The organism is Mesorhizobium sp. CNPSo 4670 (assembly GCF_057784235.1).
Genome location: NZ_JBWJFQ010000002.1, coordinates 260882 through 287071, shown reverse-complemented (window position 1 = coordinate 287071; position 26190 = coordinate 260882). Strand labels below are relative to the sequence as shown.

The 26190-nt window shown below is 63.2% G+C and carries 21 protein-coding genes and 1 riboswitch; of the genes, 12 read left to right on the top strand and 9 right to left on the bottom strand.

Annotated features, from left to right (window positions below; translation table 11 throughout):
• Positions 1–140: 140 nt before the first annotated feature.
• The 9 genes from cpaB (at position 141) to AC0ZT5_RS04725 (ending at position 9543) form a co-directional block, all read left to right on the top strand.
• On the top strand, positions 141–1067 hold the full coding sequence (gene cpaB / locus AC0ZT5_RS04765; RefSeq protein ID WP_245331172.1) for a Flp pilus assembly protein CpaB: 927 nt from the start codon (positions 141–143) through the stop codon (positions 1065–1067).
• Between the two features lie 32 nt (positions 1068–1099).
• Positions 1100–2545 (top strand): type II and III secretion system protein family protein, encoded by a 1446-nt coding sequence (locus AC0ZT5_RS04760; protein ID WP_477289053.1) that lies wholly within the window; start codon positions 1100–1102, stop codon positions 2543–2545.
• Positions 2546–2549: 4 nt separating this feature from the next.
• Positions 2550–2819 (top strand): hypothetical protein, encoded by a 270-nt coding sequence (locus AC0ZT5_RS04755; protein WP_488495476.1) that lies wholly within the window; start codon positions 2550–2552, stop codon positions 2817–2819.
• Between the two features lie 32 nt (positions 2820–2851).
• Positions 2852–4066, top strand: coding sequence for a CpaE/TadZ family protein (locus AC0ZT5_RS04750; RefSeq protein WP_488495475.1), 1215 nt, complete (start codon positions 2852–2854; stop codon positions 4064–4066).
• Positions 4063–5484 (top strand): TadA family conjugal transfer-associated ATPase, encoded by a 1422-nt coding sequence (locus tag AC0ZT5_RS04745; RefSeq protein WP_477227357.1) that lies wholly within the window; start codon positions 4063–4065, stop codon positions 5482–5484. Before AC0ZT5_RS04750 ends, AC0ZT5_RS04745 begins: the two co-directional genes overlap by 4 nt.
• 3 nt (positions 5485–5487) lie before the next feature.
• Positions 5488–6453: a type II secretion system F family protein gene (locus tag AC0ZT5_RS04740; RefSeq protein ID WP_477289046.1), complete on the top strand. Its 966-nt coding sequence runs from the start codon at positions 5488–5490 to the stop codon at positions 6451–6453.
• Between the two features lies 1 nt (position 6454).
• Complete coding sequence (locus AC0ZT5_RS04735; RefSeq protein ID WP_488495474.1) at positions 6455–7420, top strand: type II secretion system F family protein; 966 nt, start codon at positions 6455–6457, stop codon at positions 7418–7420.
• Positions 7421–7618: 198 nt separating this feature from the next.
• Positions 7619–8089 (top strand): tetratricopeptide repeat protein, encoded by a 471-nt coding sequence (locus tag AC0ZT5_RS04730; protein ID WP_477289042.1) that lies wholly within the window; start codon positions 7619–7621, stop codon positions 8087–8089.
• 278 nt (positions 8090–8367) lie between these two features.
• A complete protein-coding gene (locus tag AC0ZT5_RS04725) occupies positions 8368–9543 on the top strand; it encodes a GGDEF domain-containing protein (protein ID WP_488495473.1) in 1176 nt (391 codons plus the stop codon).
• Here the strand turns inward: AC0ZT5_RS04725 and gcvP are convergent, their stop codons facing one another.
• From gcvP to gcvT, 3 genes are read right to left on the bottom strand one after another with little or no spacing between them, the layout of a single operon-like run.
• Positions 9544–12354, bottom strand: a complete 2811-nt coding sequence (gene gcvP / locus AC0ZT5_RS04720) for an aminomethyl-transferring glycine dehydrogenase (RefSeq protein WP_488495472.1) — start codon at positions 12352–12354, stop codon at positions 9544–9546.
• Between the two features lie 17 nt (positions 12355–12371).
• On the bottom strand, positions 12372–12740 hold the full coding sequence (gene gcvH, locus AC0ZT5_RS04715; RefSeq protein ID WP_095088133.1) for a glycine cleavage system protein GcvH: 369 nt from the start codon (positions 12738–12740) through the stop codon (positions 12372–12374).
• Positions 12741–12745: 5 nt separating this feature from the next.
• Complete coding sequence (gene gcvT / locus AC0ZT5_RS04710; protein ID WP_488495471.1) at positions 12746–13846, bottom strand: glycine cleavage system aminomethyltransferase GcvT; 1101 nt, start codon at positions 13844–13846, stop codon at positions 12746–12748.
• Between the two features lie 149 nt (positions 13847–13995).
• Positions 13996–14082, bottom strand: a riboswitch (glycine riboswitch).
• 239 nt (positions 14083–14321) lie between these two features.
• On the opposite strand from gcvT, the gene AC0ZT5_RS04705 reads away from it, so the two are divergent.
• Positions 14322–15323, top strand: a complete 1002-nt coding sequence (locus tag AC0ZT5_RS04705) for a hypothetical protein (RefSeq protein ID WP_488495470.1) — start codon at positions 14322–14324, stop codon at positions 15321–15323.
• A gap of 57 nt (positions 15324–15380) precedes the next feature.
• Here AC0ZT5_RS04705 and AC0ZT5_RS04700 read toward each other — a convergent pair whose 3' ends face one another.
• From AC0ZT5_RS04700 to AC0ZT5_RS04675, 6 genes are all read right to left on the bottom strand, one after another.
• The gene (locus tag AC0ZT5_RS04700; RefSeq protein ID WP_095087897.1) at positions 15381–16172 is read right to left on the bottom strand and encodes a molybdopterin-binding protein; all 792 of its coding nucleotides are present in this window, start codon (positions 16170–16172) and stop codon (positions 15381–15383) included.
• A gap of 1 nt (position 16173) precedes the next feature.
• Positions 16174–17055, bottom strand: a complete 882-nt coding sequence (locus tag AC0ZT5_RS04695) for a cytochrome b/b6 domain-containing protein (RefSeq protein ID WP_488495469.1) — start codon at positions 17053–17055, stop codon at positions 16174–16176.
• A 97-nt stretch (positions 17056–17152) separates the two neighbouring features.
• Positions 17153–17830: a DUF1345 domain-containing protein gene (locus AC0ZT5_RS04690; RefSeq protein ID WP_488495468.1), complete on the bottom strand. Its 678-nt coding sequence runs from the start codon at positions 17828–17830 to the stop codon at positions 17153–17155.
• Between the two features lie 26 nt (positions 17831–17856).
• The gene (locus AC0ZT5_RS04685; RefSeq protein WP_488495467.1) at positions 17857–18324 is read right to left on the bottom strand and encodes a YaiI/YqxD family protein; all 468 of its coding nucleotides are present in this window, start codon (positions 18322–18324) and stop codon (positions 17857–17859) included.
• A 67-nt stretch (positions 18325–18391) separates the two neighbouring features.
• Complete coding sequence (gene gfa, locus AC0ZT5_RS04680; RefSeq protein ID WP_488495466.1) at positions 18392–18961, bottom strand: S-(hydroxymethyl)glutathione synthase; 570 nt, start codon at positions 18959–18961, stop codon at positions 18392–18394.
• A 67-nt stretch (positions 18962–19028) separates the two neighbouring features.
• On the bottom strand, positions 19029–20156 hold the full coding sequence (locus AC0ZT5_RS04675) for an S-(hydroxymethyl)glutathione dehydrogenase/class III alcohol dehydrogenase (protein WP_478348413.1): 1128 nt from the start codon (positions 20154–20156) through the stop codon (positions 19029–19031).
• A gap of 196 nt (positions 20157–20352) precedes the next feature.
• On the opposite strand from AC0ZT5_RS04675, the gene AC0ZT5_RS04670 reads away from it, so the two are divergent.
• Both AC0ZT5_RS04670 and dnaE read left to right on the top strand, forming a co-directional pair.
• Positions 20353–22365 (top strand): acetyl-CoA carboxylase biotin carboxylase subunit, encoded by a 2013-nt coding sequence (locus AC0ZT5_RS04670; RefSeq protein WP_488495465.1) that lies wholly within the window; start codon positions 20353–20355, stop codon positions 22363–22365.
• A 293-nt stretch (positions 22366–22658) separates the two neighbouring features.
• Positions 22659–26153, top strand: coding sequence for a DNA polymerase III subunit alpha (dnaE, locus tag AC0ZT5_RS04665; protein WP_488495697.1), 3495 nt, complete (start codon positions 22659–22661; stop codon positions 26151–26153).
• The last annotated feature ends 37 nt before the right edge of the window (positions 26154–26190 follow it).

The following is a 26190-nucleotide window of genomic DNA, read 5'->3' as shown; positions in this document are numbered from 1 at the left end:
CGTCCTAACCCAGAACCATTCGATAACCAATCCGGCGGAAATAGGTCAAATGCCACCGCGTTGGATTCCTGATTCTTTAACAATGCCGCCTAGCATGAACCCAACAAAACAAGAAACTGCGGGCATCAGGGGTTTCGGGCGTGAGGGGCAAGGCCATATCGATGATCGGCATCGCCGCCGTCTTTGGCGCGATATCGATCTTTGCCGCGGATTTCTGGGTCAAGAGCCAGGCCAGGGCAGATAGCGAAGCGAAGACGGCGTCGATCCCCGCCCCAGTTGCACCCAAGATCGAGTTCAAGACCATCGTGGTGGCCAATGCGCCGCTGCGCTATGGCATGGAGCTCGACCGCACGAAGCTCAGCGAAATCCCCTGGCCGCAGGATTCCCTGCCGCAGGGCGCCTTCCCGACCATCGATGGGTTGCTTGGCGACGGCAATCGGGTGGTGCTGACGCCGATCGAGGTCAACGAGCCGGTGCTGCTCACCAAGCTGTCGGGGCCAAATGGCCGCGCGACGCTCTCCAACATGCTGACGCCCGGAATGCGGGCGGTGACCATCCGCACCGACGAGATTGCCGGTGTCGGCGGCTTCGTCACGCCGGGCGACCGGGTCGATGTCGTGCTGACACGCGATGCGGGCGAAATCCAGGAGGTGGCCAAGAACGCGCAAGGTGCCGCCGGTTCGACCATCACCTCCGAAATCGTCGTCTCCGATGCCAAGGTGCTGAGCGTCGGGCAGGGCGCCGACGAGCGCCAGACAACGCCGCAGATTGCCAATTCGGTGACCATCGAGGTGACCACCGAAGGCGCGAAGAAAGTGGCACTTGCCCGCACCGTCGGCTCGCTGTCGCTGTCGCTTCGCTCCGCCAGCGAAGGCGATGACGGCAAGAACGGCGTCACCACCATCTCTTCGTTCGGCGGATCGGTCGCCTCCAACGTGCAGGCCGCGGCCAGTTCGTTGTTCAATGCCGTGGCGAAAGAGCCGGAGAAACCGAAATTCAAGACGGTCATCGTGACGCGCGGCACGAAGGCAGAGGAATACCAGGTTCCTTCGCCGGACCAGCAATAGAAACCAGTGGGGACTGGGTGAGGGACGGGAAAATGTTCGGGCTGATTACATATCGGGTCATGGGACGGTTGCGCGTGTTGCGCACCGTGGCTGTGGCGGCTTCACTGGCTGCCGCAGGGATGCTGGCCTTCGGCGCCTCGGCAAGGGCCGACAACGACATCGTCTATGTGTCGACGACCAAGAATGCGTCGATCAAGGTCGCCAAGGGCAAGCCGAAGACGATCATGACCAGCGCCGCCTTCTACCAGATCGTCATCGGCGATCCGGAGATCGCCAACGTCAATCCGCTGACCGACAAATCCTTCTACGTGCTCGGCAACAACCTCGGCACCACCGGCATCGCGCTGTTCGATGAGAAGAAGCAGCTTGTCGGCACCGTCGACATCGAGGTGACGCTCGACACCGACCAACTGGCCAGCACCATCCGCGCCAGCGTGCCGGACGCCAGGATCAAGGTCGGCTCGGCCAATGGCCGTGTCGTGCTGTCGGGCGAGGCCGATGACGCGGTCGCCGCCGAAAAGGCAAACAAGATCGCGACGCGTTTTTCCGGCGCCGAGGAGGTGATCAACTCGGTCAACATCTCGTCGTCGCAGCAAGTCCAGCTCAACGTCCGCTTTGTCGAGATCAACCGCCAGGCGGGTCAGGATCTCGGCGCCAAATACAGCGCCAATTTCGCCTACGGCCTCGGCGGGCGCGACGTCACGATCGATCCGGGTACCCTGCCGGGGGCCGGGACCGGCGAGATCATCGGCCGGTTGCTGTCGAACGGTGTGTCGATCGACATCGCCATCAAGGCGCTGGAAGAGCGCGGCCTGGCCCGTCGGTTGGCCGAACCGAACCTGATCGCCCGTTCCGGCCAGACGGCAAGCTTTCTCGCCGGCGGCGAATTTCCGATCCCGGTTTCCGAGGACAACGGCAAGATCTCGGTCAGCTACAAGAAATACGGCGTCAGCCTGGATTTCACGCCGACGGTGCTGAAGGACGGGTTGGTCAGCCTGGACATCGCGCCGGAAGTCTCTTCGATCGACGCGTCGGCCTCCTACAATATCGGCAGCATATCGGTGCCCGGCTTCATCGTGCGCCGCGCCAGGACGTCGGTCGACCTGAAGAATGGCCAGAGCTTCATGATTGCCGGATTGCTGCAGTCGCAAAACGACATCACCACGTCGCGCATTCCCGGGCTTGGCAAAATGCCGGTGCTTGGAGCGCTGTTTTCGTCGAAATCCTATCAGCGGCGCGAGACCGACCTGGTCATGATCGTCACGCCCTATCTGGTCAAGCCGGTCGATCCGTCGAAGAAACTCATCGTGCCGACCGACGGTACGCAGGCGGCCAGCAACGCCGACTATTTTCTCAACAACACCGACGAAGTGAAGACGTCCGACACCAATCGCGCCTTGGCAATGGCCGGCGGCACAGTTGCGCAACCGGCTGCCGTAACCACGGTCGGGCATTTCCTCGACCTGCCGAAGGACTGAAACCATGCGTCTGGTCTTGAGATCGAGCATCGCCTTGTTGCTGGCCGGCTTCGCCGCCGGCTGCACCAGCGACGACTATGTGCGCACCGAAGGGGTGACGCCGGCCGCTGGCAATGCGCAAGCCGCTGACACCGTGATGCAGATGGTCGATCCCTGGAAATACGGTGTCCAGAACACAAAACTTCTCGTCCCAGCCCAGCGCGGCGACGCGGTGGCCATCACTCCCGATCAGGCGGCCGGCGTGAAGGCGTCGCAATCCACGACAGGCAACTGATCCAACAGGCGGCGACCGGACAGGCAGACAGAATGGCAAACGGCATCAAGACCAGGAAGATCCTGCTCGTATCGACCGACAGGACCTTTGTGCAGGACACGCGGACCGCATTCGCCGCCTCCGAGGTCATCCAGCTGTCGACAGTGGAAAAGAATGTCACGGAGCTGCGCGGCGAGATCCAGGAGGCCGACTTCGGCGCCATCATCGTCGACATGGATGCGGCAAGGCTGGAGGACGTCGAGTCGCTGCAGCGCATCATGCGCCGGCTGGAGGACAAGGTGCCGGTCGTCGTCGTCACCCAGGAGTTCAATGCCGCCGCGGTGCGCATCCTGGTACAGCTCAAGGTCGCGGATTTCCTGGTCAAGCCGATCACCACTGCCGACCTGGTGCGCTCCGTGGTGCGGGCGCTGCAAGGGCCCGGGCGCGAGGAAAACACCGAGTCGCAGATCTACACCTTCATGCCAGCCGCGGGCGGCGTCGGCACCACGACACTGGCACTGCAGACCGCCTTCCAGCTGCATCACTCGGTGACGCGCGGCGCGTCGACTTGCGTGGTCGACCTCAATTTCCAGCAGGGCGCCTGTGCCGAATATCTCGACCTCGAACCGCGTTTCGACATCACCGAAATCGAGAACCAGCCCGAACGCCTCGACCGGCAACTGCTCGACGTGATGCTGTCGAAGCATGCCAGCGGGCTTTGCGTGCTGGCGGCGCCGACGCACCCGGCGGAAATGCGCTCGTTCAAGACCGATGTCGTGGTACGGATGCTGGACCTCGTTTCGGCCTATTTCGACAATGTCGTCATCGACATGCCGCGCACCTGGTTTCCGTGGACGGAAACGGTGCTGCTCGGTTCCAACAAACTCTACATCGTCGCGGAAATGACGGTGCCGTGCCTGCGCCACACGCAGCGTCTGATCCAGGCGGTCTACGAGACTGCCGGCAAGGAAGTGAAGCCCAACGTCATCGTCAACCGTTTCGAGCAGAAGATGTTCGACAACGGTATCAAGCAGGCGGATGTCCAGGAAATCCTCGGCGAGCATTTCGTCGGCGGCATTGCCAACAACTACCGGCTGGTGCGCGAGGCGGTCGATCGGGGCGTGCCGCTGCACGAGATCGACCCGAACGCCAATGTCGTCAACGATCTGAAGAAGATCATCCTGCCGGAGGAAGCAGTCCAACCCCGGGCGAAATCACGCTCGCTGTTTGGCATGGGCCGGGGATTGCTGAAGAGGAAGGCCGGATGACCAGCCGCTTTTCCACCCTGCAGAACCGCGATGCGCGTCCTCAACGCGCCGCCGAGCCGGTGCCGGTCGCGCATCATGCCGTCGTCATTCCGACGAACCGAAAGGCTTTGACGGCAAAGCCGGAAGCCGCACCGGCAAAGAATGCCAACAAGGTGCTCGATGCGCGCGTGCGTATCCACCGGCTGCTGCTCGAGGAGATCAACCTAGTCGCGCTGGAGCGTTTGCCCAAGGATGAGATGCGCCGGCAAGTATTTGATTTCGTGTCGGAAAAGACCAAGCAAGAGCGGATGGCGATCAACACCGTCGAGCTTGACGCGCTGGTCGACGACATCGTCGACGAGATGGTCGGCCTCGGTCCGCTGGAGCCGTTGCTCAAGGATCCCGACATCAACGACATCCTGATCAACGGCCACCAGAACTGCTTTGTCGAAAAGAAGGGCAAGCTGCAGCCGGTCCATATTCCGTTCAAGGACGAGGCGCATCTGCTGCGCATCGTCAACAAGATCGTCGCTGCGGTCGGCCGTCGCGTCGACGAATCACAGCCGATGGTCGACGCACGCATGCTGGACGGCTCGCGTTTCAACGCGGCCATCCGCCCGGTTGCGGTCGACGGGCCGCTGGTGTCGATCCGCAAATTTTCCAAGAACAAGCTCGGCCTGCACAAGCTGGTCGAATTCGGCGCCATCACCCAGAACATGGCCGAAGTGCTGGCGGCGGCCGTGCATGCCCGCAAGACGACGATCATTTCGGGCGGCACCGGCACCGGCAAGACGACCATGCTCAACGCGTTGTCGGCATTCATCCCGGAAGATGAGCGGCTGATCACCATCGAGGACGCGGCCGAACTCCAGCTGCAGCAGCCGCATGTCGCGCGCATGGAGACGCGTCCCGCCAACATCGAGGGCCATGGCGAACTGAAGCAGCGCGATCTGGTCAAGAACGCGCTGCGCATGCGCCCCGACCGCGTCATCCTCGGCGAGTGCCGCGGTGAGGAGGCTTTCGACATGCTGCAGGCGATGAACACGGGCCACGAAGGATCGATGGCGACCATCCATGCCAACACGCCGCGCGACGCCATTTCGCGGCTCGAGCAGATGCTTGGCATGACCGGCATGCCGATGACGGTGCAGTCGATCCGTAGCCAGATCGCCAGCGCGCTCGACCTCATCGTGCAACTGACGCGCCTGTCCGACGGCAAGCGCAAGGTGACCAGCGTCGCCGAGGTGACCGGCATGGAAGGCGATGTCATCCAGATGCAGGAGATCTTCCGCTTCGTGCGCACCGGCATGGACGCCGACGGCAAGATCCTCGGCCACTACGAGGCGACCGGCATCCGGCCGCGTTTTCTCGAGGATTTACGCGCCATGGGCATCGAGTTCCCCGGACGATACTTCGAACCCGGCCGGCCGCAGGAGTAGCCAGTGTTCGACGGGCTCAGCGCGATCTATGTCGTCTATGCCGCGGCAGCACTTACCGGCATCCTGATCGCCGAGGCCTGCTACCTGCTTTACGCCGGCCGCAGCGACAAGCGCACGGCCATCAACCGGCGCATGAAACTGCAGGAAAACACGATCAGCCAGGAGCAGGTGCTCGTGCAACTGCGCAAGGAGCGCGGTCTTGACGCGGGTACGTCGCTGTTCTCGCCGGAACGGTTCCGCGCCTTGCGAACCCAGTCTGGCATGGTCATGCCGCTGCCGAAATTCCTGATGACCACCTGCGGCGCGGCATTTGCCGCGGCGCTGGCCGCCATGTGGTACGGCTTGCCGCCGCTGCTCGGGCTCGTCCTGTTTGTCATGCTTGTGCCGATACTGCCGGTAATGACGCTGCGCTTCAAACGCGGCCGCCGTCTGAAGCGGTTCGGCGCGCAACTGCCGGAGGCACTGGAACTGATCACGCGTGGCCTGAAGGCCGGCCATCCGGTGCCGGTGGCGATCGCCATGGTGGCGCGCGAGATGCCCGACCCGATCGGCAGCGAATTCGGCGTCATCGCCGACGAGGTGACCTATGGTTCGGACCTGGTTTCGGCCTTGAACTCACTGTTCGACCGGGTCGGCCATGAGGACCTGCCGCTGTTCGTCACCGCCGTCTCGATCCAGAGCAGTTCGGGCGGCAATCTGCGCGAGATCCTCGACGGCCTGGCGTTGACGATCCGCGAGCGTGGCAAGCTGCGCCGCAAGGTGCGCGCCATTTCGACCGAAGGCCGCATGTCGGCCTACATCCTGACGGCGATACCGGCGCTTTTGTTTGCCGCCATCATGGCGCTGATGCCAGCCTTCTACCGCAACGTCTGGGGTGAGCCGCTGACCTGGTACCTGATTGGCGGCTCGGTCGCATGGCTGATGCTGGGCAATCTGATGATGTTTAAGATGTCGAATTTCAGGTTCTGACATGCAAGCCTTCGTCGAATTCCTCGCCTCGCTTGCGCCGACCTCGTTGATGCCGGTAGCCATCCTGTTGCTGGCCGTGGGCGCCGTCGCGGTGGCCTGGCCGATGGTGGCGGCGAAGGGCGACCGCAACGACGTCATGCGCCGGCTCAAGGTGGATCACGGTGCGGTGGCCGCTAAGCCCGAGCCGGTGCAGAAGAAGAATACCAGCATCGTGCGCGAGAAGGCGGTGAAGAGGGCGCAGGAATTCTATGCCAAGAGCGATCCGGAAAATGTCGCCCGGCTGCGCATGACGCTCATCCAGGCGGGCTACATGGAGCCGCGCGCCGTCGGCATGTTTTTCCTCGTCCGGTTCATCGCGATGATCGGCACGACCATCGGTGTCTTTGTGCTCAACCAGTGGATGGCCAGTCCAGACGCGACGATGGCCAGCCGCTGGACGTTCGTCATCCTGTCGGGAGCGGCCGGCTACTTCCTGCCTGGTCTGGTGCTGAGCCAGAAGGTGCGGGAAAAGCGGCGCGAATACCGCAACGGCTTTCCCGATTTCATGGACCTGATGATCGTCTGCTCGGATGCCGGCATGAGCATGGAGGCCGGCATCGAGCGCGTTTCCAAGGAACTCGCCAAGACCTATCCCGCGCTCAGCCAGAACCTGCAGCTTGTGTCGCTGGAACTGAGGGCAGGGCGCAGCCTCGACGATGCGCTGAAGGCGCTTGCCGACCGCCTCAGCCTGGACGAGGTGCGTTCCTTCGCCACGCTGCTGCAGCAGTCGAAGGAGCTCGGCACCAGCCTGTCTGGAGCGCTGCGCGTCTTTTCCGATGAAATGCGCCACAAGCGCATGTCGCTGGCCGAGGAAAAGGCGCACGCCCTGCCGGCCAAGATGTCTGTGCCGGTGACGGTGTGCATCCTGCCGGTGGTGCTGATGATCGCCGTCATCCCGATCATCGTCAAAATGATGACGGAGCGCTAAGAAGCGGCTCCACGAAAGTCGGTCCAAGTCGTGTCTTGCACACGGCCTGGCCAAGGTCCTTTGATCTGCGCCTCGTGGTTAATGGCTGGTGTGCCCAAAGCTTAATTTTGAGCGTGTTTGGGCACCGAAGTTTAATCGCCTTTCCTGTAATGTGTTTCCTGAAGAACGACCCGGCAAATCGGGCGATGAGGCAGGGGCATGCGTCACAGTAATTTCACGGCAATGGCCGCGATGGCGGCCGTCTTAATGATGTCTGGTTGTACGACGAGTGGCGTCGACACCACCAAGACCACCGCCATCCAACCGGTGGCAAAGGACATCGACACTTCCGAACTGGCGCAAGGCAAGGCGCAATTTCGCGACGCCAATTATGGCCTCGCCGAACAGCACTTCCGCAAAGCCGTCGAGTTGAAGGCCGACAATGCCGAAGCCTGGATGGGGCTCGCCGCTTCCTATGACGAACTTGGCCGCTTCGACTTCGCCGACCGAGCCTACGACCAGCTTTTGAAAGTCGCCGGCCGCAAGCCGCAGATCGTCAACAACATGGGCTATTCGCAACTGTTGCGTGGCAATCGCAAGAAGGCCAAGGCGCTGCTGCTCGAAGCGAGGGCCGGCATGGCCGATCCGACGGTCGTCAACGCCAATCTCGCGCTCTTGAATAAGGGTTGATCTGGTCATCGCGTCTTAGAGCCGGACGATTTCAGGTCGAATCGACCTGAAATCTGAATCCGCTTCCAAATCAAAGAGATAGAGCATGATGTCGCCCGAAAACCGCTCACACTTTTCGGCATCATGCTCCAGGGTGCTGTTTCGGGACACAGGGCATGGACGCTTTGTAAACCCTATCCGCAGGTTGCGTCGGAAGACCGGTTGAAACCCGTATCCGAGGGCTGCCGCTGACCTAGAATGCAGTGCAACCGCCGACGCTCGAGAGGCCCTCGCCCAACATGTTGGACTTCAGTTCGCTCCTGCTCGCGGCCGCGCTGTCGGGCACATGCCTCTCCGTTACCATGTTTGCGATCTGGTTCACCGCGCCCAAGGCACGCTTTGTGCTGACTGTGGCGTGCGGCATCCTGGTGCTCGTTGCGCATGTGATCCTGTTCTGGCGATACACCAAGGAGCCCGATCCGGTGCTCTGCCAGATCGTGCTTGCGCTGCTCAGCCTGGGGTTCCTGATCCTCTGCCTGTCGGCCATGCAGTATCTCGGAGTGCCCAGCCACAGACGTGCGGTTGCACCGACGCTCGCCGCCATGACTATTTGCGCGGCCGTGACCTCCATCGGCCTCGACGGTGTCGGCTTCATCATCACCTACGCAACGGTGACAGCGCTGCTCTCGGCGATCGGCGCCATGTTCTGGATCAACGGCAGCCATGATCGCCGGATCCTGCTGGTGGTTTCGTTTCTGAGCGGCACCTGTGCGGTGTCGTTTGCGCTCTGTGGCATGGTTCTGCTGGGCAAGGGGCAGTGGGCGCTCGCGGTCGCGCCCGACAATTGGGCCGAACGGCTGAACTCCGTCGTGGCGGTGGCCTGCATGACCGGGCTCGGCGCCTTGACGCTCTCCCTCCATCATCTCCAGGCGCAGATCGAACTGAAGGCCGAGACCATGACCGACCCGCTGACGGGGTTGATGAACCGCCGGGGATTGATGTCGCTCTATGGCGAGCGGAGTTTCGGTCCATTCATGTCCGTCGTCATGTTCGACCTCGACCACTTCAAGCGGACGAACGACGTCTACGGTCACCCGGTCGGCGACCAGGTCCTGTGCCGCTTCGCCGCGGTCATCAAGAGATATGCCCGGACCGGCGTCGACGCCTTTCGCCTGGGCGGCGAGGAATTTGCCGTCGTCATGTCGCGGATGACGGAGGAAAGGGCCTACGACCTCGCCAGCAAGATCGGCGTTGCCTTCGGCACCGAAATCGTTGCCACCCCGCTCGGCCCGTTGCGCAGCACGGTCAGCGGCGGCATCGGCTTTGGCGAGGCCGACGGCCGCAGCCTCGACGAGGTGCTGGCCGAGGCGGACATAGCGCTCTATGCCGCCAAGCGCGCCGGGCGAAATTGCGTCATCAGCCGCAAAGGAATGAGCAAGGCCGAACCGGTCAAGTCGGCCTTGCGCTCAGCGTAATTATTCGGCCGCACCCAGATAGTCCGACAGAGGCGGGCAGGAGCAGACCAGGTTACGGTCGCCTGCAACATTGTCGATACGCGACACCGGCGGCCAGTATTTTGCCGCCGTGTCGGCGTCACCGGCGGGATAGGCCGCCTCCAGGCGCGAATAGGGATGGGTCCACTGGCCGGCCAGCGCCTCGGCGGCGGTGTGCGGTGCGTTGACCAGCGGATTGTCGGCCAAAGGCCATTCGCCCTTGGCGACTTTCGCTGCCTCATCGGCGATGGCGATCATCGCCTCGCAGAAGCGGTCGAGTTCCCGCTTGGGCTCGGACTCGGTCGGCTCGACCATCAGCGTGCCGGCGACCGGGAACGACATGGTCGGCGCATGGAAACCATAGTCGATCAGGCGTTTGGCGACATCGTCGACACTGATGCCTGCGCTCTCCTTGAGCACGCGTGTGTCCAGGATGCACTCGTGGGCAATGCGATCGTGCCTGCCCTTGTAGAGGAGCGGGAAGTGCGGTGCGAGCCGGGTCGCCACGTAGTTCGCTGAAACTATCGCCGTCTCGGTCGCCTGCTTCAGGCCGGAACCGCCCATCATGCGGATGTACATCCAGGTGATTGGCAGGATGGAAGCACTGCCGAAGGGTGCGGCCGACACGGCATGCGCCGAGCCTTCGGTGACATGACCCGGCAGATAGGGTTTGAGGTGCGCCCTTACACCGATCGGGCCGACACCTGGGCCGCCGCCGCCATGCGGAATGCAGAAGGTCTTGTGCAGGTTCATGTGGCAGACATCGGCGCCGATGTCACCGGGGCGAGCGAGCCCGACCAGCGCGTTGAGGTTGGCGCCGTCGAAATAGACCTGTCCACCATGCTCATGGATGAGGGCGCAGAGATGGCGCGCGCCTTCCTCATACACGCCATGCGTCGAGGGATAGGTGAACATCAGCGCCGCGAGGTTCTTGGAATGCTCATTGGCCTTGGCCCTCATATCGTCCATGTCGATATTGCCATCCTCCAGGCAGCGCACGACGACGACGCTCATGCCGGCCATCGCCGCGCTCGCCGGATTGGTGCCATGTGCGGAAGATGGGATAAGGCAGATGGTGCGATGGCCTTCGCCGCGCGAGCGGTGATAGGCGCGGATGGCAAGCAATCCGGCATACTCGCCCTGGCTGCCGGCATTGGGCTGCAGACTGACCGCGTCGAAACCGGTGATCTCCGACAGCCAGCCTTCCAGTTCGCCGGCCATGGCGCGGTAGCCGGCCGAATGGCTGGCCGGCGCGAACGGATGCAAGTTGGCGACGCTTGGCCAACTCACCGGCATCATCTCGGCGGCGGCGTTGAGCTTCATGGTGCAGGATCCCAGCGGGATCATGGCGCGGTCGAGCGCCAGATCCTTGTCGGCCAGCCGGCGCAGGAAGCGCATCATCTCGGTTTCCGACTTGTTCTCGTGGAACACAGGTTGCGTCAGAAACTCCTTGCCGCGCGGCTTTCCCGGCACTGTGCTGTCGGCCGAGGGGCCAGCCTTGGCGCCGAACAATGCCGCGATCGCGTCGAGATCGGCATCGGTCGAGGTTTCGTCGAAGCTGATGCCGATATGGTCGGCATCGACGACGCGCAGCAGCCGGCCGGTCTTTTCGGCCGCAGCAGCGATCTGCGCCGCCTTGCCCTTCGTCTCCACCGTCACCGTATCGAAGCGGCTGGCGCCGATCACCGACACGCCTGCCGCCTCGAGGCCGCCTGTCAGACGGTTGGCCAACGCGTGGATGCGCCCGGCAATCGCCTGAAGCCCGGCAGGGCCGTGCCAGATGGCATAGGCGGTTGCCATGTTGGCAAGCAGCGCCTGTGCGGTGCAGATGTTGGATGTCGCCTTGTCGCGGCGGATATGCTGTTCGCGTGTCTGCAGAGCGAGTCGGTAGCCGGGCCGGCCCTTGCTGTCGGTCGACTGGCCGACCAGGCGGCCGGGCATCAATCGCGTCAGCCTGTCGGCGACGGCGCAATAGGCGGCGTGCGGGCCGCCAAAGCCCATCGGTACGCCAAAACGCTGCATCGGTCCGACGGCGATGTCGGCGCCGAGCTTTGCCGGCGCGTCGGTCAGCGTCAGGCCGAGCGGGTCGGCGATGAACACGACCAGCGCGCCGGTGGCGCGCGCCTTGTCGATCGCTGCCTTGTGGTCGCCATAGACGCCGAACGTGTCCGGCCAGGAGACAAGCAGGGCGGCGGTGTTGTCGTCGATCGCCTCGCCGTCGATCTCGATGCCGAGCGGTTCGGCGCGGGTGCGCACCACGTCCAGCGTCTGCGGATGCGGCGTGCCGGCAAGCGCCACCTTGGTGCGCTTGTCGCGGTGATGGCGCAAGGCGATGCCAACCGCTTCGGCGACCGCCGTTGCTTCATCGAGCAGCGAGGCCGACGCCACAGGCAGGCCGGTCAATTCGGCGACCAGCGTTTGAAAATTGAACAGCATTTCGAGCCGGCCCTGACTGATCTCGGCCTGGTAGGGCGTGTAGGCCGTGTACCAGGCTGGGTTCTCGAACAGGTTGCGCTGGATGACCGGCGGTACGTGGACGCCGTGGTAGCCGGCGCCGATGAAGCTCTTCAGCACAGTATTTTTCGCCATGATCGCCGACAGTTCGGCGAGCGCCTCCGCTTCGCTGGCCGGAGCAGGCAAGGCAAGCGGATGGTCGAGGCGGATCGATCTCGGCACGGCCTGGCTGATCAGCGTCTCGATCGAGGGAACGCCGATGACGGCGAGCATTGCTCTGGTGTCGTTGACGCCCGGGCCGATGTGGCGGGCCATGAAGGGGTAGGGTGCTGCGGTCATGTGTCGAGATCCTGATGTCAACCGATATGGGCTTTATAGGCGGCCTCATCCATGAGGCCGGCGAGTTGGCTTTCGTCGGCGAGCTTCATCTTCCACAGCCAGCCGGCGCCGGTCGCCGCCGAATTCACCAGCGACGGGTCCGACGACAGCGTCCCGTTGGCCTCGGTGATCTCGCCGTCGACGGGCGCATAGACGTCGGAGGCCGCCTTGACGGATTCGACCACCACGGCGGTGTCGCCCTTGGCCAGCTTCTTTCCCGTCTCAGGCAGTTCGACGAAGACGAGGTCACCGAGCTGCTCCTGGGCGTAGTCGGTGATGCCGACGGTGGCGATGCCGCCCTCGACACGGAGCCATTCGTGATCTTCGGTGAAATAGGTTGTTGCCATCGGATTCATCCTTTGCGGTAGCGATGCGGTGTGAAGGGCAGGGAACTGATATCGACTGGGATCTTCGTGCCGCGCACATCGGCGAAAACCCGTGTGCCGGGCTTTGCCAGTGGCGTTGCGACATATCCCATGGCGACCGGATGACCGGCCGAGGGGCCGAAGCCGCCTGATGTGACATGGCCGGCGGGATTGCCGTCGGCATCAAAGAGCGCGGCGCCGGCGCGCACCGGCTGGCGGCCGTCGGGCTTCAGCCCGACCCGCTTTTGCGCCGGTCCTCGCTCAACGGCGGCGCGCAGGGCGTCGGCGCCGATGAAGGCGCCGGTAGCGCGGATTTCTTTCGGGATCGCCCACATCAATCCGGCGCTGGCCGGGTCGGTCTCCGGCGTGATGTCCTGGCCATGCAGGCAGAGCCCGGCCTCCAGCCGCAAGCTGTCGCGTGCGGCAAGGCCGATCCACAGCACGCGCTCATCGCCGAGCAGTTTGGCGACGAGGTCGCGCGCATCTGCCTCCGGCAGGCCGATCTCGAAACCGTCCTCGCCGGTATAGCCGGAGCGGCTCATGAACCAGTTCTGCCGAGGCTCGACACCGTGCATGAACAGCAGCGAGCCGGTCTCGATGCCGGCGCGGGAAAGGGTGGCCCAGGCTTCAGGGCCCTGGATAGCCAGGAAGGTACGGTCGAGCGGCTCGACCTTGACGTCAAAATCCGCGGCAAGCGCACGCAAATGCCTTTCGTCGGCCACGGCGTTACCGGCGTTGGCGACCACCATGAAGCGGATATCGCCCAGCCTGGTGACGATCAGGTCGTCCAGGATACCGCCTGCCTCATTGAGGAAAAAGGACAGTTTGGACTGCGAGATTTCGAGTGCGCCGGCATCCAGGGGACAAGCGCGGTCGAGCAGCGCAACCGCCTCCGGGCCACTGACCTCGAACAGCTTCATATGCGAGATGTCGAAGAGGCCGGCATGCTCGCGGGTGTGAAGATGCTCCTTCATGACGCCGGCCGGATAGGTCAGCGGCATCGACCAGCCGGCAAAGGCGCCAAAGCGCGCACCAGCGGCCACATGGATATCTTCGAGGGGAAGGTGTCTGGTGTCGTCGCCCGTCATGTCATCTCCAGAGTCGCACGCAATCGGTCGCGAATGGCGACCAGTCCGTGCCCCTCTGTCTGAAGCCTGAGAGACTCGCGCAACCGGAACTCTGTCAGCGGCGCTTACACCTTCGGCGCGGGGGCAAACCCCGACTTTCCAGAGTGTCTTTCCCGTCTACGGTTCTTTTGCCTGAGAGATTTCGGGCGATTTCCCCTTCGGCGACAGCTTTCGCTGTTCTCTCCCGCAAACAGGTAGGACTCGCAAGAGCCCTCGACTCGTCATCCATAGCCTGTCGACGACACATTGTCACCTGTCAGCGACGTCTTTGATGCATGTCGTTTTCCCAAAACAGCAGCACACTTTTGGGCGACATGCATTGGCTGACAAGTCTTCGCTAACCACGCCGTTTGCCGGTTTTTCAAGACACTGCTGATATCGTGGCGGCGGTGAGGCTTTAGGGCAGGCGCTTGCCGGCAGCGGACGGGGACGACAAATGGGCGAATTGATCATGAGCGCGCCAGTGGCGGGGCTGGCCTCGAAAAGCCGCATCACCGGGGAAGACGTGGCCATGTTGCGCCATGAAGTGTTCGGCGACGGCGTGGTGACGCGCGGCGAGGCCGAGGCGCTGTTCGCGCTGGACGCCACCGCCAAGGACAAGTGCCAGGAATGGCCGCCGTTCTTTGTCGAGGCGGTCACCGACTACATCGTCCACCAGGAGAAGCCGTCGGGCTACATCTCGCAGGACAATGCCGACTGGCTGATCCGCACGATCTCGCGCGACGGCATGGTCGACAGCCGGACCGAACTCGAATTGCTGGTCCATGTGCTGGAAGAAGCAAGATCATCGCCGAGCCAGCTTTGCGTCTATGCGCTGGAGCAGGTCGCCCACGCCGTCATCGATGGCAAGGGGCCGCTGATGCTCGGTGGTGCGCTGGTTCCCGGACTGATCGCCAAGGCAGAGGTCGAGCTGTTGCGCCGGATCCTGCATGCCCATGGCGGCGACGGCAACATCGCCATCACCCGCGCCGAGGCCGAGGTGCTGGTCAAGATCAACGAGCGTACCGCTCAAGGCCAAAACGATCCGTCCTGGAACGATCTGTTCGTCAAGGCGATCGCCAATTTCGTCATGTGCTCGGCTGGCTACGACGCGCCGACACGCGATGTGGCGCTGCGCCGTGATGCCTTCCTGGAACACGCCGATCCGGAAATCGGCGGCTTCTTCAGCCGCATGGTCTCCGGTGGCCTCGCCGGCATCATGGAGGCCTATCGCTCGCCCGGCGACATCGAGGCCGAGTGGGAAGCCAAGAACAGGGCAGCAGAAGCCCTGGCCCGCCGCGCCGAGACGATCGATGCCGGCGAAGCCGGCTGGCTGATCGAGCACATCGGGGTAGGCAGGCCTTTGTACGAGAACGAACGTGCGCTGCTGACCTTGATCAAATACGCCTCGCCAGAGATTCATCCGGCACTCAGGCCGCTTCTCGACAAGGTTGCCTGAACCGGCGGGCAGCGCTCGCTACGCACCCGGGCCGATCATCATTTTGCGGTGCGCGGTTCAGATTCCACCGTACCAGTCGTAGCCATTGTCTTCCCAATAGCCGCCCCTGCCGCCGCCGACATTGGCGAAGCCGTCGACCAGCTCGATCTTGTAGAGATATTTCGGCATCTTGTAGCCGAGCTGACGCTCGACGCGGGCGCGCAGCGGGGCGCCGTTCTCGACCGGCAGCGGCTTGCCGTTCAGGCCATAGGCAAGGATCGTCTGCGGATGGCGGGCATCGATCAGGTCGATGGTGCCGTAATATTTGATGTCGCCCGACAGGCTGCGGTCGATCGTGTCGAGGCAATGGAACATGACGTAGCGCGCCTGCGGCTTAACCACCGCCTGGTCGAGCACCAGCGACAGCGGCGTGCCGGTCCATTTGGCGATGCAGCTCCAGCCTTCGACGCAGTCATGACGGGTGATCTGGGTGCGGCTCGGCATGTTCATCAATTGCTCGCGGCTGAGCGACAGCGGCTTTTCGACAAGGCCGGAAACCTCCAGCCGCCAGTCGGCGAAATTGTTGGCAAGCAAGCCCTTGTAGACGTCGTCATCGGGAGCCGTGACGCCGTTCGGCCGCTGCGGCTGGCGGATGTCGGCCTCGGTGAACTCCGGCGCCAGCGCATCGCGTCCGGCGAGCAGGCGTTGCGCCCGGTATGTCAGGCCATTGGCGTTTTCGAGGAAACTGCGCAGACCGCTGCCAATGCTCAGCTGGCTGTCGAAGGCGTCGCAGCCCGACAGCATGATGCCGGAGGCGCCAAGGCTGGCGCCCGTCAGGAATTTCCGGCGGCTGATCTCGAACTTTGCCATGTCACGCACTCCTCTCGGTGGAATTGTCGTCCTGTGCTGGAGGATCGGTCCGGTACCAGCCGGTGATGATCGAGCGCAGTTCATTGATCGGGCCGGCAGCCAGGATCATCAGGATGTGGACGATGAAGAAAGCGACCAGCAGCACCATGACGGTGAAGTGGATGGTGCGCGCCGTCTGCCGGCCACCGAGCAGATCGTTGAGGAACGGCAGCACCGAGTCCATGCTGGGCGACATCGCCAGGCCGGTGATGATCATCAGCGGCAGCAGCACGAACAGCACGCCGCCATAGGCCATCTTCTGCAGCGTGTTGTATTCCCGCGTGTGGTGGAATTTGAGCTTGGCGTGGTCGACGATATCTTGCGGCAGTCGCTTGAGATCGTCGAGGCGCGGCGCAAGATCGCGGCGCAGATGGCCGTTCACAGTGCTGGCGACCAGCCAGACGATCAAGGTCGTGGCCAGTATCCAGGCAAAGAAGAAATGGACGACGCGAGCGGTGCCCAGATCATAGTAGGACGGGATGGTCGCCCAGGACGGGAAGCCGCGCGCCGTTTCCTGGCCTGCCGGACCCGACCAGCCAAGCACGCCCGTGGTGTCGAAGCGATGCCCGAAGATTTCGGTGTAGCCCCTTGCACCGGCGTCGGTGTTCTCGGCGCCAATGGCGAAGATGGTGTTGTTGTAGTCGAAGCCCGACTGCTTGCCGATGTAGAGCTGCGGGCGGGCGTTGAAGATCTGCAGGCCGGAAAGCAGCATGAAGAACAGAGAGATGGCCCAGATCCAGTGCGTCAGCCGCGTCCAGCGCGACTGGCGGTAGATCAGCGTTTCATCCTTCCGCGCGGCGGGGTCCGCTCCGGCGGTGGGTTGGCTTCTGGCAACCGATTCCATCTTGTCTCGTCTCCCGGCCTCGCGGCGTGACCTGCACGCTCATTGTCCTCCTGATACGTCGCCAACCAAACCGATGTTTCATCCTATCACGGAATTATTACGGGCTGCCCAGGCTGACGGCGAGATTGACGGCTGCGGCGACGATGACCGTGTTGAAGAAAAACGACAGGATCGAATGGACGAGCACGACACAACGCATATGCGTTGTCGAGATGTTGGTGTCGGCAGTCTGCGCGGTCATGCCGATGACCGCCGAGAAGTAGAGGAAATCCCAACCTTCCGGCCGCTTGTCGCCGGGGAACAGCAGCCCGCCGACCGGGATTTTCTTCTTGGTCTCAGCGTCGACCGCATCGCCGTCCATCCAGTAGACATGGGCATAGTGGAGCGCTGCCATGGCATGCATGGTGAACCAGCCGAGCGGGATCGACAACAGCGCGAAGCCGAGCTCGACGGGATGGCCTCTGTCCTTCTGATTGATCAGCAGGAACAGTGAAACAATGGCAACGACGACCACGACCAGCGTTACAGCGAAGATGACCAGCACCGGCTGGTCGGTGGCACGCGCGTTCTTGCTGAGGTAGCGACCGGTAAGCCTTGGCATCTGGGCGACGACCAAAATGACATAGACGGCGAAGAACGCATTGGTACCGATCGAATAAGGAAGTGGCGCGCGCAACAGCAGCGCAACCGCCAGTGCGACGGCCCCTGTGCCGGCCGCCACGACGAATTGCTTGTGCCGATGCATTGGTGAATTGATCGAGGTGTCGGTGACCATGGCCCAGCTTTCGAAAAGCGCCCGGATCAGTCCGGTGTGGCGGATTTGAGCGCGCGCCGCAAGATGCGGTCGAGTTCGCCGAGAAACCGCGAACGGTCCTGCGGCGCGAAGCTGGCATTGTAGCCCTTGCTTTCGCCGGTCTCGCGCAGATGCTGCTTGAGTTCGCGCATTGCCACCGCCATGCCGATCGTTTCGGGTGTGAACAAGCGCCCGGTGGGCCCAAGCACATGGGCGCCGAGCGCCACCGCGCGGGCGGCGAGCGGAATGTCTGATGTGATCACGATGTCGTTGGTCCGCGCATTATCGACGATCCAGTCATCGGCGGCGTCGGCGCCCTTGGACACCACGACGTTGCGGATCATCGGATCGCGCGATGGCCGCAGGCCACCATTGGAGACGTAGGTGACGACGACGCCATGGCGCTCGGCGACCTTTTCCACCTCGGCCTTGACTGGGCAGGCATCGGCGTCGACGAGAATGGCGGGTGCAGGCATTGCTTGTTCCAAAAGGCATGGGGCCGGGCTATTTCGGCCGGCCCCATGGAGATAATCTGATCGGTTGTTACGCCGGCAAGGCCCCGGACTTCTTCGCGGTCCAGGTCGCCATATAATCCATCAGGCCGGGATTGAGGCAGTCATAGGGTTCCAGCCCGATTGACCTCAGCTGCGCGCGGATGCCGTCCATTCGCTTCGGGTCGACACCGGATTCGATGATCGACGAGACGAAGGCAGTGAAGCCAGGCGGCGACCAGCCGTCTTCCTCGAAGCGCTCGGGGTGGATGAAGGACAGGCCCTTGAACGGGTGGTCGCGCTCGACCGGCCCGTGCATGTGGACGCCACAGCCGGTGCAGGCATGGCGTTGGATCAGCGCACTGGGGTCGACCACTTTGAGCTTGTCGCCGTTCTCGGTGACGGTGACGTCGGCGGTGCCGGCCACGGCAACGACCGAGAACAGCGCGCCCTCCGGCTTCCAGCATTTGGTGCAGCCACAAGCATGGTTGTGGGCGATCTGGCCCTTGACCTTCACCTTGACCGGCTTGCTGGTGCAGGCGCAGACCAGCGTGCCGCCGGCAAAGCTTGCACTCTCCTTGGGCAAGCCATTGTCGATTTTCGGATGCAGTTTTTCCGGCATTCTTTTCTCCTCCCAGTTGTGAGCCACAAAGGTCGCAGGCCGGTTGGTCGGCGGCTTGTGGTCTTCTTCAGTAAACGACGACGCTTCGGATCGACTTGCCCTCATGCATGAGGTCGAACCCCTTGTTGATGTCCTCGAGCTTCAGCGTGTGGGTGATCATCGGATCGATTTGGATCTTGCCGTCCATGTACCAGTCGACGATCTTCGGCACGTCGGTGCGGCCGCGCGCGCCGCCAAAGGCGGTGCCCATCCAGGTGCGCCCGGTGACCAGTTGGAACGGCCGCGTGGAGATCTCCTGGCCGGCACCGGCAACGCCGATGACGACCGACTTGCCCCAGCCGCGATGCGAGGCTTCCAGCGCCTGGCGCATCACCTTGGTGTTGCCGGTGCAGTCGAATGTGTAGTCGGCGCCGCCGATCTGGTCAGCGCCGCGCTTGGTCATGTTGACCAGATGCGGGACCACATCGCCGTCGATCTCTTTCGGATTGACGAAATGCGTCATGCCGAATTTCTCGCCCCAGGCCTTCTTGTCGTTATTCAAATCAACGCCGATGATCATGTCGGCGCCGGCGAGTTTGAGGCCCTGGATGACGTTGAGGCCGATGCCGCCAAGGCCGAAGACCACGGCAGTCGCGCCTTGCTCGACCTTGGCGGTGTTGATCACAGCACCGATGCCGGTGGTCACGCCGCAGCCGATGTAGCAGATCTTGTCGAAGGGAGCGTCGGGATTGACCTTGGCGACCGCGATCTCGGGCAGCACGGTGAAGTTGGAGAAGGTCGAGCAGCCCATGTAATGGAAGATCTTGTCCTTGCCGATCGAGAAGCGCGATGAACCGTCGGGCATCAGGCCTTGCCCCTGCGTGGCGCGGATCGCCGTGCACAGGTTGGTTTTTCTGGACAGGCAGGACGGACACTGGCGGCATTCCGGCGTGTAGAGCGGGATGACGTGGTCGCCCTTCTTGACCGAGGTGACCCCCTTGCCGACATCGACCACCACCCCGGCGCCCTCATGGCCGAGGATGGCCGGAAACAGGCCTTCGGGATCAGCGCCGGATAGTGTGAATTCGTCGGTGTGGCAGATGCCGGTCGCCTTGATCTCGACCAGCACTTCGCCATCACGCGGACCGTCGAGGTCGACCTCCATGATCTCCAGCGGCTTTCCGGCGGCGACAGCGACAGCGGCGCGCGTTTTCATCAGGCAATTCCTCCATAGGCGATTTTGACCCAAGCTTTCAGGTTTTAATGATGCGATCAACTGGAAGCTGGTTCCAGGCTTGGGCCAGTGCGGAGAATTTTATCCCAAATCGATTGAAAGACCGCGATTGACCCGGCCGGCTTGACCACGCCGACACAGGCCATAAAAGGAACGGCCGACCCGAGGGATATTTCGCATGTTCACCAAGATCCTCATCGCCAATCGCGGCGAGATTGCCTGCCGTGTGATCAGGACGGCGCGCAAGATGGGCATCGCCACCGTCGCGGTCTACTCCGATGCCGATCGTGAGGCCGTGCATGTGGAGATGGCCGACGAGGCGGTGCATATCGGGCCTTCGCCCGCCGCGCAGAGTTATCTCATACCGGAGAAGATCATCGCCGCCTGCAAGGAGACGGGAGCGCAGGCCGTGCACCCCGGTTACGGCTTCCTGTCCGAGCGGGCGGCCTTCTGCGAGGCGCTGGAAGCGGAAGGTATCATCTTCATCGGCCCGAAGCCCAAGGCGATCAGGGCGATGGGCGACAAGATCGAATCGAAGAGATTCGCCAACGCCGCCAAGGTTTCCACCGTGCCCGGCTGGCTCGGCGTCATCGAGAATGCCGACCATGCCGAAAAGATCGCCGGCGAGATTGGCTATCCCGTGATGATAAAGGCCTCGGCCGGCGGCGGCGGCAAGGGCATGCGCATCGCCTGGAGCCAGGCGGAAGTGCGCGACGGCTTCGACCGGGCGCGATCGGAAGCCAAGAGCTCGTTCGGCGACGACCGCGTCTTCATCGAGAAATTCGTCGTCGATCCGCGGCATATCGAAATCCAGGTGCTGGCCGACGCGTATGGCAACGCGCTCTATCTCGGCGAGCGCGAATGCTCGATCCAGCGCCGCAACCAGAAGGTCGCCGAAGAGGCGCCATCGCCGTTCCTCGATGCCAAGACACGCAAGGCCATGGGCGAGCAGTCGGTGGCGCTGGCGAGGGCCGTCGACTATCAGAGCGCCGGCACGGTGGAGTTCATCGTCGACAAGGACAAGAACTTCTATTTCCTTGAAATGAATACACGATTGCAGGTCGAGCATCCGGTGACGGAGCTCGTCACCGGCATCGATCTGGTCGAGCAGATGATCCGCGTCGCCGCCGGTGAGAAGCTCGCCTTGACGCAGAGCGATGTGAAGCTGAACGGCTGGGCGGTGGAAAGCCGGCTCTATGCCGAGGACCCGTACCGCAATTTCCTGCCCTCGATCGGCCGGCTGACGCGCTACCGGCCGCCGGAGGAAGGGCAATTCGGCGATATCGTCATCCGCAACGACACCGGCGTCACCGAAGGCTCCGAAATCTCGATGTTCTACGATCCGATGCTCGCCAAGCTGTGCACCTGGGCACCGACGCGCATCCAGGCCATCGATGCCATGTCGGAAGCGCTCGACAGCTTTGTCGTCGACGGCATCGAGCACAACATCCCGTTCCTGGCTGCCCTGATGCAGCATCCGCGCTGGCGGGAAGGGCTGATATCGACCGGTTTCATCGCGGAGGAATATCCCGACGGCTTTGCGCCAATCGTGCCGAACAACGATGAGAAAGCCGTGCTGGCGTCGATTGCGACCGCGGTGGAACTGCTGCGCCGCGACCGGCTCGACCGGCTCGGCGGGCGACTGGCGCCGCATTCGGGGGCGCTGAAGCGCGACTGGGTGGTGAAGATCGGTGAGGACTATCTGTCGGCGTCCATCCTCGAAGGCATGATCTCCATTCCGATGGAAATCGATCTGTCGATCGAGGGCGGCAAGGCGCTCACCGTCGCCTCAGACTGGCGTCCGGGCGACCTGATCTGGCGCGGCACGGTCGGCACGCACAAGATCGTCGCTCAGATCAGGTCGGTTGCCAATGGCTTGCGCATCGCCTGGAAAGGCATGTCGGTGACCGCGCGGACCATGTTGCCACGCATCGCCGAACTGGAAAGGCTGATGCCGGAGAAGGTGGCGCCGGATACGTCGAAACTGCTGCTTTGCCCGATGCCCGGCCTTGTCGTGTCGATTGCCGTTGCCGAAGGGCAGGAGGTCAAGGCCGGCGAGACACTGGCCGTCGTCGAGGCGATGAAGATGGAAAACGTGCTGCGCGCCGAACGCGATCTTGTCGTGGCGAAACTCAACGCCAAGCCAGGCGACAGCCTGGCGGTCGATGCGGTGATCATGGAATTCGCCTGAGGTCTGTTGATATTCAGGTGAGGCCGGCCTGCAAATGGCTGATACCTGCGCTTCCGGTGCTCACGTACCCAAACGTAAGCTCCGCTCCGGTTCTCGGAATTCCACCATTTTCGGCTCGGCCTGACCTGAATCTCAGCAGACCTTAGGTGGGCTGGCCGCTGCAAGCCTGTGGTCAGCGGCGGTTTGTACTGGACTGGTATCGCCCGGTCCCGGACAATACATCTCCATCGACTCAAGTCCTTCGGGCAGCGCGAAAAACCATGGCAGATGACAGACTTCCCCGCGATCCCCTGATGCGCGAAGCCGCGATAGCGGCTGCGCGGCCGGAGGCGCCGGCGCGGCCGTTCGTCCATCTGCGCGTGCATTCGGCCTATTCGCTGCTGGAAGGCGCCTTGCAGATCGGCAAGGTGGTGGCCCATGCGGTCAAGGACGAAGCCCCGGCGATTGCCGTCACCGACACCAACAATCTGTTCGGCGCGCTCGAATTCGCGCAGAAGGCGGTGAAGGACGGGATCCAGCCGATCATCGGCTGCCAGATCGCGGTCGCCTTTTCCGGCGAGAACAGCGATGGCCAGCGCGACCGCAGGCGGCAAGGTCCGGATATGCGGCCGGTCGTCCTGATCGCCGCGACCGAGGCCGGCTACGCCAATCTGGTCAGGCTGGTCAGCCGCGTCTATCTCGAAACGCCGCCGGGCGAGGCGGTGCACCTGACCACCGAAATGATGGAGGGCTATTGTGACGGGCTGATCTGCCTCAGCGGCGGGCCGCGCGGACCGATCGGGATTGCGCTCAAGGAAGACCGCCGCGATCTTGCAGAGGCACGGCTTTTGACCCTGAAGACGATGTTCGGCGACCGGCTCTATGTCGAACTCGACCGGGTTTCCGGTTATGATCGCATGATCGAGAAATCCTCGATCGATCTCGCCTATGCCCATGAATTGCCGCTGGTCGCCACCAACGAGGCCTTCTTCTCGGCGCGCGACGACTATGACGCGCATGACGCGCTGATCGCCATCGCCGAGGGCTCGGTCGTCGCCGCCGACAATCGCCGGCGGCTGTCGCCGGACAATTTCCTGCGCAGCCAGGCCGACATGGCCAGGCTGTTCGCCGACCTGCCGGAGGCGATCGACAACACGGTCGAGATTGCGCTGCGCTGTTCCTACTATCCGAAGAACCGCAATCCGATCCTGCCGCGCTTCACGGGCGGCGATGTCGCCGACAATGACGCCGCCGTGCAGGCGGAAGCCGACGAACTGGCCCGCCAGGCGCATGACGGGCTCGACGCGCGGCTGGCTGCACACGGGCCGACACCAGGCTACACGGTCGAGCAATATCGCGAGCGGTTGAATTTCGAGCTTGGCATCATCACCAAGATGAAGTTCCCCGGCTACTTCCTGATCGTCGCCGACTTCATCAAATGGGCAAAGGCGCAAGGCATTCCTGTCGGGCCGGGCCGCGGGTCGGGCGCAGGCTCCCTTGTCGCCTATTCGACGACCATCACCGACATCGATCCCCTGCGCTTCTCCCTGCTGTTCGAGCGCTTCCTCAACCCCGACCGCGTATCGATGCCCGACTTCGACATCGACTTTTGCCAGGATCGCCGCGAGGAGGTGATCCGCTATGTCCAGCAGAAATACGGTCGCGACCAGGTCGGCCAGATCATCACCTTTGGTACGCTGCAGGCGCGCGCTGTGCTGCGCGACGTCGGCCGTGTGCTGCAGATGCCCTACGGCCAGGTCGACAAGCTGTCCAAGATGGTGCCGCAGAACCCGGCCAACCCGGTCAAGCTCGCCGACGCCATTGCCAACGAGCCGCGCTTTGCCGAAGAGGCCGAGCGGGAGCCGATCGTCCAGACGCTGCTCGACATGGCGCAGAAGCTGGAGGGCCTCTACCGCCACGCCTCGACGCACGCCGCCGGCATCGTCATCGGCGACCGCCCGCTGTCGGAACTGGTGCCGATGTACCGCGATCCGCGCTCGGACATGCCGGTCACCCAGTTCAACATGAAATATGTCGAGCAGGCCGGGCTGGTGAAGTTCGACTTCCTCGGCCTGAAGACGCTGACGGTGCTCGAAACGGCGGTCAAGCTGATCCGCCGGCGCGGCATCGAGATCGACCTGGCGACGATCCCGCTCGACGATCCCGAGACCTACGCCATGCTGTCACGCGGCGAGGTGGTCGGCGTGTTCCAGGTGGAAAGTGCCGGCATGCGCAAGGCGCTGATCGGCATGCGGCCGGACTGCATCGAGGACATCATCGCCCTGGTCGCGCTGTACCGGCCGGGACCGATGGAGAACATACCGACCTACAACGCCAGAAAGCATGGCGAGGAGGAGATGGCGTCGATCCACCCCAAGATCGACCATCTGGTGAAGGAGACGCAAGGCGTCATCGTCTACCAGGAACAGGTGATGCAGATCGCGCAGGAGCTAGCCGGCTATTCGCTTGGCGAAGCCGACCTGCTGCGCCGCGCCATGGGCAAGAAGATCCGCGCCGAGATGGACAAGCAGCGCGAGCGCTTCGTCTCGGGCGCGGTCGAACGCGGCGTTGGCAAACCGCAGGCCGACTTCATTTTCGATCTGCTTGCCAAGTTCGCCGACTATGGTTTCAACAAGTCGCATGCCGCCGCCTACGCGGTGGTCTCGTACCAGACCGCCTATCTCAAGGCGCACTATCCGGTCGAGTTCCTCGCGGCATCGATGACGCTCGATATGGGCAACACCGACAAGCTCGCCGATTTCCGCCAGGACGCGCTGCGCCTTGGCATCGAGGTATTGGCTCCGTCGGTGATATCAAGCTTCCGCGCTTTCGAGGTTGGCGAGAACCGTATCTATTATTCGCTGGCCGCGCTGAAAGGTGTCGGCGACGCGGCGGTCGAGCATATCGTTGCCCAGCGCGGCGAAAAGCCATTCAAGAACCTCGCCGATTTCTGCGAAAGGGTCGATCCAAAGATTGTCGGCAAGCGCGTCTTCGAAAGCCTCATCATGGCCGGCGCGCTCGATTGCTTCGGCCACGACCGCGCTGCGATGATGGCGGGCGTCGAGCGCATGATGGGGCTGGCATCGCTGGCACAGCAGAACGCGGTCTCCGGTCAGCACGATATCTTCGGCGCCTCGCTCGGCGCCCAGTCGCAGGCGCTCAATCTGCCGGCGACCGACCCATGGCTTGCCGCCGACCGGCTGCACCGAGAATTCCAGGTGGTCGGCTTCTATCTCTCTGCCCATCCGCTCGACGAGTACAAGGCGGCCTTGCAGAAGATGCGGGTGCAAAACTGGGCCGAGTTTTCGGCCGCCGTCAAGCGCGGGGCCGCCGCCGGACGGCTGGCCGGCACGGTCACCTCCAAGCAGGAGCGCAAGACGCGCACCGGCAACAAGATGGGCGTCGTCGCCTTTTCCGATACGTCCGGCCAGTATGAGGCCGTGCTGTTTTCCGAAGGACTGGCGCAGTATCGCGACCTGCTCGAGCCCGGCCGTTCCGTCGTCATCACGGTTGCGGCCGAGGACAGGCCGGAAGGCGTCAATTTGCGCATCAACTCGGTGCAGTCGCTGGAAGACGAGGCAAGCCGCATCCAGAAGGCGTTGCGCATTTTCGTACGCAATGCGGCCCCGATCGGCACGCTGGCCGGCCAGCTTTCAGTGAGGGGCGAAGGCCAGGTCAGCTTCGTGCTGATCAAGGAAGATGGCGAGGGGGAAATCGAGATCGAGCTGCCCAATCGCTACCGGATCTCGCCGCAGATCGCCTCGGCGATGCGCGCCGTGCCCGGCGTGGTCGAAGTGGAACTGGTGTGACGCCCGCTCTTGCGGGCTGGCGGCAAGTGTCGCGAAC